Genomic DNA, 12,557 nt, shown 5'->3' on the forward strand with positions numbered 1-12,557 from the left:
GGCGGCCTTTTGTCGTGAAGCGGTCCGACTGTGAGAACACGAAGCTTCTGCCCCGCGGGAGGACACTTCCGCGAGCTTGGGTGGCCGACCTAGCGTTTCCCTGGAGATTTCATGCAGTTTTCCTGACAGGAAAAATCAGAGATTTCCATGCACCCAGGCTTACCCGTGGATTTGGGGAGGGGAACGTTGACGGGCACAGCGCCCAATTACACGTATACGCCTTCCCTCAACACCAGTGGGGCGGATTCCTTCACCTTCAAAGTGACCAATGGCACCTTGGAATCCGATCCGGCCACCGTCTCGCTGACGGTGACTCCGGTCAACGATGCCCCCACGGTTACCGCCATTGGGCCGCAATCCGTACGGGTCGGCCAGTCGACCGCGGAGATCGCTTTCACCATCGGGGATGTGGATGATGCGGTATCGTCCCTCGACGTTCAGGTGCAATCCAGCAACGAAACCATTATGCCGCTCACTCAGATCACGCTGGGGGGCTCTGGAGCATCTCGTACCATTCGTCTGTCCGCCGCCGCGGCCAATCCCCTGGGGTCGGCCATCATCACCGTCCTTGCCGTCGACCCCCATCTGGCCGATTCCCCACAAACGTTCACCGTCACCGTGGTTCCCGATAATAACCCTCCCACCCTTTCGACCCCCGCGGCGCAAACGACTCCGGAGGATCAGGTGCTGGCAGTGCCGTTCAGTGTTGGAGATTCCGAGACACCCGTTGAGGCACTGACCACGGTGGCGCATGCTTCGGATACAACCCTGGTGGCCAATTCGGATCTGACCATTTCGGGAACCGGGGCAGATCGAACTCTGTCGATCAAGCCGCAACCGAACAAGAGCGGCACCCTCAGCATTACTTTGAGCGTGACTGACGGACAAGCCGCGACGGTCAGCGCGACTTTCTTGCTGACGATTACCCCTCAAAACGACCCGCCCATCCTGTTCGATCCTGGCGCACAGGCGGTCTTTGAGGACACGACCCTCACGGTTCCCCTGACGCTGCTGGACATCGATTCCCCCGAATCCAGTTTGACGTTGTCCGCAACCAGCCCGGTCGATTTTGGAATTCCTTCATTGGAGGTTTCAGTCCAAGGCTCCGGCCCCTTCCGCACGCTACAGATTACCCCGGCTCCAAACCGATTCGGGCACAATACGGTGACGCTCAAGGCCTCGGATGGCGCTGCGACCACGACGTTGATCATTCCGGTGCGGGTGGATGCGGTTTATGATCGCCCGGTCTTGCATCCGATTGGCGATCAACGCACACGTGAGAACACGCCGATCATTCTCCCGGTGAGCTTTTCCAGCTTGGACGCGCCCATCTCATCTTTGCGCATCGTTCCCACCACTTCGAACGAGGCATTGTTTCCCGCGGGCTCCATCACCGTTGCACCCCGCCTCGACCAAGCGGTGTTCACTCCCGCCGCCGGTCTCTCGGGTTCGGCTCTTGTCGATTTCACGCTGATGGACGAGGTGGGTGCGGCTTCCTCGGTTCATTTTACCGTCACCGTCTCGCCGATTAACGAGCCCCCGACCCTCACCAGTTTCGCGCCGCTCACGATTGCCGAGGGACAAGCCTCCGCGCCGATCCCCTTCACGGTCGGCGATACCGATCATCCTTTGGAAGTTCTGTTTGTTTCAGCAGGGACTGATAATTCCGCGCTCTTTCCGCCCGGATCGGTCAGGGTCGATGGTGCCGGGGCCAGTCGCAGCCTCACCTTGACGCCGGCGGTTCTGGGTGGAGGACGGGCTCGGGTGACCGTGGTGGTGGACGATGGTGTGGACCCGGTGAGTCAGTCTTTTGAGGTGGACGTGACCCGTGTCAATCAACCGCCTGAGGTATCTTCGCTGTCAGTCGGTCTGGTTCGTGTTTCTGGCCCGGCAGGGGGAGTGATCAGGCTCGACTCGACGTTCCTCATCTTCGACCGGGAGACTCCTTTGGATGACTTGTTCCTGCTTTCCTCCTCAGGCGACAGTTCGATTGTGAGCCAGGTGAGCGTTGCTCCCGGGCCGGATCCGTCTTCGCGCAAAATGGACCTGCGCTTGGGCAGTCGGAGCGGGCGGACCACGCTCTCGCTTCTGGTCCGCGACGAAGGGGGATTGACCGCGCGATTTTCCTTCGATGTGGAAGTGATTTTGAGCGGTGGCACAACCCTGGCGAATCCAGGTCGCGATTTCCAAGGCGACGGGAGTGCCAGTTTTTTGCTGCAAAGCGACACCGGCGAGCTCGCGGCTTGGTTTTTCCGCGGAGCGGTCCTGGCCGGGGGCGATTTCTTCCAACCTTCCCCTCTGGTGGATCCATCATGGAAACTGCTCAGCGCTGCGGGTTTCGATGCAGATGGCAAGCCGGACCTCCTTTTTCAACATCCTACCGGCAGTGGCGCGGTTTGGCACATGGAGGGCATGACGCTGCGGGAGGGGGGCGCTTCCCTGTTAACCCCGGCCTCGCCGCTGGCCGCGGAGTTTCGAGTTTCGGCCACGGGCGACTTTAATGGTGACGGTCACCCCGACTTGATCTTCCAGCATGCCGGGGATGGCTCGCTGCAAGTGGCTCACCTGAACGACACAACCTTGCTTTCCACCGCGGCGTTGGTGCCGGATCGCGCCGCCGAACCAGGCTGGTTGGTCAAGGGTGCGGCCGACTTTGATCGGGACGGAAAACCCGACTTGCTGCTCGCCCATCCTGACGGGCGGGCCGCGCTTTGGTACATGGACGGAAGGACGCTCGTGCGCGGTTCGTTGCTCTTTGCATCGCCGGGAACCTCACTCTTGCCGGTCGTCACGGATTATAATGGTGACGGAAGTCCCGATCTGGTTGAACAAGATGCCCTCGGCCAGCTCGCCGTGCGCCTCATGAACGGCGAATCCCTCCTGACCCGGCTTCCGGTGGCGGTCATGCTGCCTGGACCGTCCTGGTCAATCGTGGGGCCGCGCTGAGCGGCAATCAAAGACCGAAAAGATCCAATTGCGGAGGCGGGCTTAAATCCCTGAGCTTCTGCCGTTCGGCTCGGTGCTTGGCGGATTGACGCACGTTGCCTTCGGGTGTGAGTTCCGAGGCTTCGAGATTGGCCAGAATCTCCTTGGCTCTCTCGATCACCGGTTTCGGCACGCCCGCCAGGCGCGCCACATGAATGCCATAGCTCTTGTCCGCCCCTCCTTCGATGATCTTGCGTAAAAACACGATCTGATCATTCCATTCGCGCACCGCCACATTCAAGTTGCGGACCCTTGCCAGCTTTCCTGCCAATTCCGTGAGCTCGTGATAGTGCGTTGCGAACAAGCACTTCGCCCCCACTTGATTGTGAACGTGTTCGACAATCGACCAAGCCAGACTCAGTCCGTCGAAGGTGCTCGTTCCTCTCCCGATCTCGTCCAGGATGACCAGCGCGCTTGGAGATGCGCTGTTCAGGATCTGGGCGGTTTCGCTCATTTCCACCATGAACGTTGACTGACCTCGACCGAGGTCGTCGCTGGCACCGATGCGCGTGAAAATACGGTCCACCAGATCGATTCGCGCGGAGTCGGCCGGGACAAAGGACCCGGTGTGCGCCATGATCGCCAGCAGCGCCACTTGGCGGATGTAGGTGCTCTTGCCGGCCATGTTTGGACCGGTGATCAGCGCGATCTGGCGTTGCGCGGGATCGAGATCCGTGTCGTTCGGCACAAAACGATCCGCCACCACGGATTGCTCCAGAACCGGATGCCGCCCTTCTGCGATCAACAAGATGCCCTCCTCGCCCACCTTCGGACGGCAATACCGATGAAGTCTGGCATTCTCGGCGAAGGTCGCGAGCACGTCCAACTGCGCCAGGGAGGACGCGGTTCCTTGAATCGCCGAGAGCATTCCGAGCACTCGTTCCCGAAGCTGAAGGAAAAGCTCGTACTCCAGCTTGGTGGATCGCTCTTGAGCTCCCAGGATCTTTCCCTCCATCTCTTTCAGTTCCGGTGTGAAATAGCGCTCGCCGTTCGCGATGGTCTGCTTGCGAATATAGTGCGGAGGCACCTTGTCCAAGTGAGTTTTCGTCACTTCGAGGAAGTAGCCAAAAACGGAATTGAAGCGAATCTTCAGGGACGGAATCCCGGTCTTCTCGATTTCCTCCTGTTGCAAGCGGGCGATCCACTCCTTGCCGTCCCGTCCGGCCCGCCGCAATTCATCCAAATCGGAAGAGAAGCCATCCTTGATCATGCCGCCTTCTTTCACGGCCAGGGGGGGATCATCCACCAGGCCCCGGCGCAAGGCGTCCGCGAGTTCGGGCAAGTCGGCCACGCCTCCGGCGAGTTCCGCAAGAAGCGGTTCGAGCGGTTGGGGGGCGTCGGTGTCTTGGGGCGGGGGGAGGGGTAGCGCCAGGGCCCGGTTCGGGTCGGGCTGCGAGAGCAAGTCGCGGAGCAAGGCGGTCAACCGCGGCGCCTGCTCCAGCGCTCCCCGTAACGCCACCAGGTCGCGAGCGTTTCCGGTGCCCATGCTCAACCGATTGACCGTTCTTTCCAGATCCCGCACTTCCTTCAACGTCAGACGAAAATCTTCCAGAATGCGTGGTTGATTCATCCATGCCTCAACGGCGTCCTGACGGCGTTCGATGGGGATGCGGGATGACAACGGTTGCACGAGCCATTCCCGCAGTTTTCTGGCGCCCATCGGTGTCACGCACCGATTCATGGATTGAAACAACGAGGATCCGCGCGGGGAATCGGGATGGAGCGGATCGAGAATCTCCAGGTTCCGCAAGGAAACCGAATCCAGCACGAGGAAATCGCTGTTCACGTAAAACGTGAATCGCGTGAGATGCCGGATGTCCCGCCGCAGATGGTGGGTGAGGTAATGGAGCACCCCACCGGCGGCGCCGACGGCCGAAGGGCTGCTCCTCAAGCCAAAACCATCCAGGCTGCCCACTTTAAAATGATCCAGCATCGTGAACGATGCGTTCTCGGGGGCAAAAACCCAGTCGTCGTACGGCGTCAGACAGCGATACTCCGCCCGCAAGGTGTCGGCGAGTGAAGCGGCGGTCGATGGAACCACGATCTCCGAGGGTTTCAGCCTCTCCAGTTCCCCGAGCAAGGCTGGCGTGTCCGGGACGACCGTGGCGCGAAAATCGCCCGTGGTCAGATCCACCACCGCGAGGCCGATGCCTCCGCGCCCGGGGGAGACGGAGGCGAGAAAGTTGTTGCGCTCCGGTTGGAGCATTCTTTCGTCAAAATGAGTTCCCGGGCTCAGGATTTGAGTCACCTCACGCTTGACCAACTGGCCGGGCTTCGCCTCTTCCACTTGATCGCAGATCGCCACTTTGTGTCCCGCCTTGAGGATTTTGGCAATATAGCCTCCCGCGGCATGGTAGGGTATGCCGCACATGGGAGCGTCGCCCCGCTTGGTCAGGGCGACTCCCAAAATCGACGCGCCCAACACCGCGTCATCGAGGAACATCTCGTAAAAGTCTCCCAATCGAAAGAGCAGCAGGGCCTCTTTCGGCAGTTCCCCTTTGACCCGGCGGTACTGGGCCATCATGGGCGTGAGTTGAGGCTCGTCAGGCATGACCCTCCTTGACCGAATGCGTTTCTTCTCCCGTTCCCGGCAGGCAACTTTTGCGAAAGCGTCAGGCCGGTGCGCGGCTCGGACTTGCGCCGGGGAGCGGTGCTGGTTCAGGCATCAAGCCAGTTTCTTCAGCTTGGTCACCCGGCCCGTGGCCACCCACTCCACCACGAAAATGTTTCCTTGCGAGTCAAAACAAGCGTCGTGCGGGTGAATGAATTTGCCTGGCTGCCAGCGTCCGGGCTCCGAGCGGATTTTGAAACCATCGAGAACTTGCTTGCGCCACTCCGGGTCTTCGCCTAGGTGGGCGATCACCTGATTGTCTCGGTCGAACAAGGTCACCCGTGCGTGGAGATCGGGACACAGCAAAACGTCGCCCTTCGTGTCCAGATGAGCCGGAAAAAGCAGACCCTCAACCAGGCTGACGAACGTCCCATCCGGCTGAAAATACTGGAGCCGCGCGTTCGCCCGGTCGCACACGCAAAGCAGATTCTTGCGATCGTCCCACCACAATCCGTGAGGAGTCTTGAACTCGCCAGGCTTGGTGCCGGTTCCGCCCCAAGTCTGGAGCCATTTTCCTTTCGCGTCGAAACGATGGATGTAGTTCGAACCATAACCGTCACCGACGAAAAATCCACCATCCGGGGCGAATGCCACATTGGTGGGGACAAAATTCTTTCCTTCTTTATAAACTCCCGGCTCTCCCGGCGTGGCGCATGCCCAAACGATGTCGCCTTTCAGGGTTGTCTTGGTGACGAGCCGTTGGCGCGTCGAACACAGGTAGAGGAATTCCTCCGATCCCTCCTTGCGCAGATCGATACCATGCCCCCCGCCATGGTATTCCTCCCCAAAACTGCGCACGTATTGTCCTTCGGGATCGAACACGACGATCGAATCTTGCACGCGTTTGGTCGGACCCGTGTTGTGTTTGATGTACACGAAACCCTGCGAATCAACGGCGACTCCGTGCGTTTCGCCCCAGGTGAGATGAGAGGGAAGTTTGCCCCAGCCATGATGGCATTCGTAGGTGTGGGAGCCCGCTCCAATGACGACCGGACGACTTCCGGATTTGTCCGTGGCCCCGAAAAGGGAGGGGAACGTGATGGCGGCGCCCGCCGCACCGGCGGAAAGGCCAAGGAATCGGCGGCGAGACCACGAGGGCGAGGATGGAGAAATCGAGGATGGATGTTTCATACGATTGACCGCGTAGGATGAGTGCAAATCTGGCAGAATCTCCGCTCGCCAGCCAACGAATTCTGAGGCGAAGGACCTTCACCCGTGTATCCCGATGTTGTTGGTAGGGCGGGCCTGTCCCAGCCCTCCGCCCACTGGATGCAAAACATCATGCTCCGGCGGCGCGCCGGGTCGGGAGACCCGGCCTGCCTGCGTTGGGAACTGTCATGGACACCGCGTGCCCTCACGCGGCGCAGATTGACGACGCGGTCGACGCCTTGATCAGAGCTTGATCTTCCGGACCAATCCGGTCAGCACCTTGCCTGGCCCCATTTCGACGAATTCATTCACCCCGAGCTCGATCAAATGGCGGATGGATTCCACCCAGCGCACGGAATGAGTGAGTTGGTTGGCGAGCAGTTCCGCCGTGCGGTCTTCGTTGTAGGGCAGGGCCTCGACGTTGGAAATGACCGGCAGGGAAGGAGCCGCGAATGTGAATCCCGCCAAGAATTCCCGGAACTGCTCGCGGGAAGGCTGCATGTAACGAGAATGAAAAGCACCGCTGACCTTCAAGGGAACAAACATGGAAGCCCCGGACGTTTCGAAGATCGTTTGAGCGCGCGTGATGTCCGCCTGCGGGCCTGAAATGACGATTTGGGTTGGAGCATTCAAGTTGGCGAGGTCGATGGTGGTCAGGCCATGATCCTGGAGCAGAACCTTCACGCGATCCTGGTCAAGCCCCACCACCGCCGCCATGCCGCCGCCCGTGGCCTGGGACATCAATTCCCCGCGTCGCTGAACCAGTTTGAGTCCTGTGGCGAAATCGAACACCCCCGCGGCCAGGAGGGCGTTGTATTCGCCGAGACTGTGGCCAATGAGGCAATCGGGGCTCTTTCCCTGGATTTGCCTGGCCTGGTAGAAACTCAACGCGTTCACGGTGAAGAGTGCCGGCTGCGTAAATTGAGTCTGCCCGAGCTTTTGAGCCGGATCATGGAGGCAAAGGTCTTGAATGGAGTATCTAAGGATGGCGTCGGCCTCCCGGGTGAGTTCAGGGAATAATTCAAAAAGTCCGGATCCCATGCCTGGCTTTTGGGAGCCTTGACCGGGGAACATCCATGCCGTTTTCATGGAAACTATTCTTCAACAACCACCCCGCCTTGGCGATCAGGAATTCGCCCGGCGAAGGGACAATCTGGCACTGCTTGCGACTGGGTGACACTCGAGGTGGGAGGGTGAAGGGTTAGGTTCGCTGGATTTCCGGGCAATCCTCGAGTTGCGCAACGGTCCGGTTCATGGCATCTCTTAAGCTCATCGGGTATAGACTCCGGCTTGAGCCGGGGTTGAAATTGACAGCATTGGCAGACTCAAGTTCCAATACGACTATGACACTTGGCTTCTTATCCTTGGAATTCTGGTGGGTGATCATCCCCGGTGTGTTGCTGGGCATGTACGCTCAATTCAAGCTGATGCGTGTTTACGGTCGATACACCCAGGTAGGAAACGAGATGGGGTTGACCGGGGCCGAAGCCGCTCGCGAGATTCTCGATCGAGCGGGGATGAGGAGCATGCCTGTCCATGAGGTGGCGGGTCATTTGAGCGATCATTACGATCCGATGAAAAAGGCCCTGTTTCTGTCGTCGGAAAATTACCATGGACGCTCGCTTGCGGCCGTCGGGGTCGCCGCTCATGAAGCGGGGCACGCGTTGCAACACCAAGCGTCCTACTCCTTCTTGAATCTGCGCATGGCGATGGTTCCCATCACCAACTTCGCGTCGATGGCCTGGATGGGGATCACCGTGCTCGGATTGATTTTGGGCGGGGCGATGTTCCACAAGATGATTGGGATCGCCATCGGCATTTTCCTCGTGATCACGTTTTTTCAACTGATCACGCTTCCGGTGGAGTTCGATGCGAGCCGCCGGGCCAAAGAACAATTGATCCGGCTTGGGTTGATCTCGAATCGGGAGACCGCCGGAGTCAGCAAGGTGTTGAATGCGGCGGCCCTTACGTACGTTGCAGCTCTTGTCAGTTCCCTGCTTCAATTGCTGCAATTGGTCATGATTTCGCGGCGCAGTTCGGACCATTAATTTTTCTCGGCTGGCGGGATGGCAAGCGCCGGGGCATGATTGCCCCGGCGCTTTTCTCTTGGCACCGGTTTGGCCCAGCCTGCGGCCTGGCCCTGGAAGAATCCACGGTCTCAAGCGAGCGCGATCATGATCCGCTTCTCTCCCTTGCCATCTTCGAATCTGACTCCGGATCGGATGCGCCGGGTGTGGATCCTTCTCGGGCTGGAAATCTTGGGGGTTTTCTTGGGATGCCTGAGCAGCACGGCGGCAACGGGGGATCGCGTCTCGTTGCGTGTGCTTTCCCCCCATAATGAGGCGATTCGATGGGAATTCGGGCATGGGTTCGCACGTTGGCATGAGCAGCGGTTCGGATATGCGGTGGAGGTGGAATGGCGGGTCATGGGGGGATCCTCGGATTCCTTGCGTTTTGTCCTGTCCGAATTTGAAGGCAAGCCAAACGGAATCGGGATGGATGTTCTTTTCGGGGGAGGTTCGGAACCTTATCTCATTCTGGCCACCAGAGGGTTGTTGGAATCCGTGCGTCTGCCGGAGGCTGTGATGGCGGGGATTCCAAGGACGGCTCCTGGGCTCGAAGTGTATGATGCGGGTTTTCGGTGGTATGGGGCGGCGCTTTCGAGCTTTGGCATTCTGCAGAATCTGGAAGTGCAGCGATGGGCTAAACTCCCACCGGCCAGCCGCTGGCAGGACCTTGCCCACCCTCGATTGGAGGGTTGGGTGGCCGCGGGCGACCCTCGGAACAGTGGCACCATGAATAATATGTACGAGGCCTTTTTGCAGGCGGAGGGCTGGGATCAAGGATGGCGGACGCTGGCTCGGATTGCAGGCAATGTTCGTCAATTTGACCGGATTTCGACGATGACCGCGAAGGAGGTGACTTTAGGCGAGGTGGCCTATGGATTCGCGATCGACTTTTACGGGTTCACCCAGGTCGCGGCGGCGGGCAAAGACAAAGTCTCTTATGTTTTGCCGGCGGATTTTACGGCGGTCAGTCCTGACGGCATTGGGATCTTGAAAGGGACGACTCGCCGGGAATTGGCAGGGCGATTTCTCGAGTACGTCCTTGGCGAGGAAGGTCAGAAATTGTGGTTTCTCCCCAGGGGCCATCCGGAAGGCGCCCGGCGGTTTTCCATCGATCGGATGGTGGTTCGGCCCGATTTTTATGATCGTTATCGAGGGATGAGTTTGATTGAACACTCGCCGTTCAAATTAAAAGAGGGCTTCCGGTATGACACCCAGGTCGCCAAGGCAAGACGGGACGTCGTTGCCGCCTTGTTTGGATCAGTGTTTGTGGACGTGCACGACGAGTTGAAATCGGCCTGGCGCATCGTGATCCGAAAGGGGATGAAAGCGGAGGACCTTGAGGAATTTGGGCGGGTCCCGGTATCCGCATCGGAAGCCATGCGTTTGGCGCGGGAAGAATGGAAAGATGCGAGTTTGCGCAACCGATATCGCAATCAATGGCAGCGCTGGGCCTTGGACAAGTATCGCCGATTCACGGATCGAGGAGAAGGCCTGAAGCCGGGCGAAGTGGGCCGCCAGGGGCGGCAAGTCGGGCCGGATTCCCTCCCATCCACTCGTCCTGAGAACAAATGACCCAGGGGCTGCCACGGACATGGACATCACACTCGAGCGCATCACCAAACGATTCGGCGAACAACCCGTGGTCAAAGAAGTCACGTTGCATGTTCCTGCTGGATCGCTCTTTTTCCTGCTGGGTCCGTCGGGATGCGGCAAAACCACGCTCTTGCGCATGCTGGCAGGATTCGTGGAAGCCGATGAGGGGACGATTCGGTTTGGGGACCGAGAGATGTCGGGTGTTCCCGCGCATGAACGGAACACCGGCATGGTGTTTCAAAACTACGCCCTCTGGCCTCATCTCGACGTCCGAAGCAACGTGGGCTACGGGTTGGAGGTTCGAAAGGTTCCGCGCGAGGAGAAAGACCGCCGCGTTCAGGACGCGCTGAAACGGGTCCGGATGGAGGCGTACGGAGAGCGCCGGCCTACCCAACTTTCAGGAGGCCAGCAGCAACGCGTGGCCTTGGCGAGGGCGCTGGTGATTCAGCCTTCGCTTCTCTTGCTGGATGAACCTTTGTCCAATCTCGACGCGCGTCTGAGAGTGGAATTGAGGGAGGAAATCCGTCGCATTCATGCTGAAACCGGAATCACGACCGTGTACGTAACGCATGATCAGAAGGAGGCGCTCTCCTTGGCGACTTCGTTGGCGGTCATGAACCGTGGTGAAGTCGTGCAGGTGGGGCATCCCAAATCGATTTATCGAAGTCCCGCGACTCGTTTTGTCGCAGATTTTGTCGGTGAGACGAATTGGCTCGAGGGGCAGGTGGTGAAAGTTGAGGAGAGTCAGTTATGGGTGGCGACATCCTTGGGGGATTGGAGGACTACAGGGAAACGGCGGTGGGCGGTGGGGGAACGGGTTTGGCTTGGATTCAGGCCCGAGGCGGTTCGTTTTGGCCATGCGGAAGAGAATTGTTTCGAGGCGAAAGTTCAGCGCAGCTCGTATGGAGGCGAGATGGAGGAATACGTTCTCTTGGCAAAGGGAATGCTGAGTATCAGGGCCATTGAACAAAATCCAGACCACGCGCGTCAGATAGGCACGGCCACAGTGACGCACGTCCCGGCAGTGGATACGTTCGTGTTACCTTGTTAAGCCGCTCCGCTAAAGGAGCAGCGAAGATCTGATCTCAAGAATGACTTGGGTGGGCTCGTCTCCACTCCTCGACGCAGGCTGACCCCTTGCGCTTCCCGCACGGTCCGGACACGGGTGCCGATCCCCAAGATCCGCGCCAATTCCACGCATCTCGAGGCGTCCGCAACGGAATTGACGGTCACCGCGATTGATCCTCGGGTAGCGCTGGCGGCGCCCGCTCAGCCTTGTCCAGCACCAACCGCCGAGGTCAGTGTCAGAACCGAAAGGCACCCCTACGATGGAGAAACTTCGATGCGGCTCTACCTTCAGGAAATCGGCAAAGTGCCTTTGCTGACGCCCGAGGAAGAAATCGCGCTGGCCGCCCGCATCAAAAAAGGGGACAAGCAAGCGCGCGAACACATGATCCGAGCCAACCTGCGCTTGGTGGTGAAGATTGCGCATGACTACGAGGGGTTGGGCCTGCCGATGCTGAATCTCATCAATGAAGGCAACATCGGCTTGATGAAAGCCGTGGAGCGATTCGATCCCTCGAAGGGTGGCAAGCTTTCGACCTATGGCGCCTGGTGGATCAAGCAATCGATCAAGCGAGGCTTGGCCAATCAGTCGAAGACCATTCGTTTGCCCGTGCACTTGGTGGACAAGATTTCGCGCATGCGGAAAACGGCGATGAAGCTGCAGGAACTGACGGGCCGGGAACCGACGGATCATGAACTGGCGGAAGAAATGGGCATGACCGCATCCCGCGTGGCGCATTTGCGGTCGGCGGCGATTCGGCCGGCCTCTTTGGACGCCCCGATCGGGGACGATGAACAGAACACGTTTTCGGAAGTGGTTCCGGACGAGAACGCGGATACGCCTTATGAATCACTGGAGGAGAAGACGGTCCAGTTGATGCTGGCGGAGACGATGAAGACCTTGGACGCCCGGGAGGCAACCATCATTCGTTATCGGTTCGGTCTGGACGGAGGCCCGGAGCGGACGCTCGAGGAAGTGGGCGAGCGTTTTGGGGTCACCCGGGAGCGGGTTCGCCAGATTCAGAACATCGCGTTGCGGAAGATGCGCAAAGTGATTGAACGCGTCGAGGCGGTTCGAACATAGT

The 12,557-nt window shown here is 59.3% G+C and carries 8 protein-coding genes; 5 read left to right on the forward strand and 3 right to left on the reverse strand.

From position 1 onward, the window contains the following. Positions 1 to 147: 147 nt before the first annotated feature. Positions 148 to 2,946: a tandem-95 repeat protein gene (locus FJ404_07230; protein MBM3822660.1), complete on the forward strand. Its 2,799-nt coding sequence runs from the start codon at positions 148 to 150 to the stop codon at positions 2,944 to 2,946. A gap of 7 nt (positions 2,947 to 2,953) precedes the next feature. On the opposite strand, the gene mutS is transcribed toward FJ404_07230, so the two are convergent. The 3 genes from mutS to fabD form a co-directional block, all read right to left on the reverse strand. Next, a complete protein-coding gene (gene mutS, locus FJ404_07235; protein MBM3822661.1) occupies positions 2,954 to 5,509 on the reverse strand; it encodes a DNA mismatch repair protein MutS in 2,556 nt (851 codons plus the stop codon). 141 nt (positions 5,510 to 5,650) lie between these two features. Continuing rightward, on the reverse strand, positions 5,651 to 6,727 hold the full coding sequence (locus FJ404_07240) for a peptidase (GenBank protein MBM3822662.1): 1,077 nt from the start codon (positions 6,725 to 6,727) through the stop codon (positions 5,651 to 5,653). 261 nt (positions 6,728 to 6,988) lie between these two features. Continuing rightward, positions 6,989 to 7,834, reverse strand: a complete 846-nt coding sequence (fabD, locus tag FJ404_07245) for an ACP S-malonyltransferase (protein ID MBM3822663.1) — start codon at positions 7,832 to 7,834, stop codon at positions 6,989 to 6,991. Between the two features lie 254 nt (positions 7,835 to 8,088). Here fabD and FJ404_07250 point away from each other — a divergent pair, with 254 nt between their 5' ends. The 4 genes from FJ404_07250 (at position 8,089) to FJ404_07265 (ending at position 12,556) form a co-directional block, all read left to right on the forward strand. Further along, positions 8,089 to 8,793: a zinc metallopeptidase gene (locus FJ404_07250; protein MBM3822664.1), complete on the forward strand. Its 705-nt coding sequence runs from the start codon at positions 8,089 to 8,091 to the stop codon at positions 8,791 to 8,793. A 126-nt stretch (positions 8,794 to 8,919) separates the two neighbouring features. Further along, positions 8,920 to 10,386: an ABC transporter substrate-binding protein gene (locus tag FJ404_07255; protein MBM3822665.1), complete on the forward strand. Its 1,467-nt coding sequence runs from the start codon at positions 8,920 to 8,922 to the stop codon at positions 10,384 to 10,386. A gap of 19 nt (positions 10,387 to 10,405) precedes the next feature. Then, positions 10,406 to 11,458: an ABC transporter ATP-binding protein gene (locus FJ404_07260; GenBank protein MBM3822666.1), complete on the forward strand. Its 1,053-nt coding sequence runs from the start codon at positions 10,406 to 10,408 to the stop codon at positions 11,456 to 11,458. Positions 11,459 to 11,749: 291 nt separating this feature from the next. Next, positions 11,750 to 12,556, forward strand: a complete 807-nt coding sequence (locus tag FJ404_07265) for a sigma-70 family RNA polymerase sigma factor (GenBank protein MBM3822667.1) — start codon at positions 11,750 to 11,752, stop codon at positions 12,554 to 12,556. The last annotated feature ends 1 nt before the right edge of the window (position 12,557 follow it).

The sequence above is a fragment of the Verrucomicrobiota bacterium genome, from assembly GCA_016871495.1.
GTDB lineage: Bacteria > Verrucomicrobiota > Verrucomicrobiia > Limisphaerales > VHDF01 > VHDF01.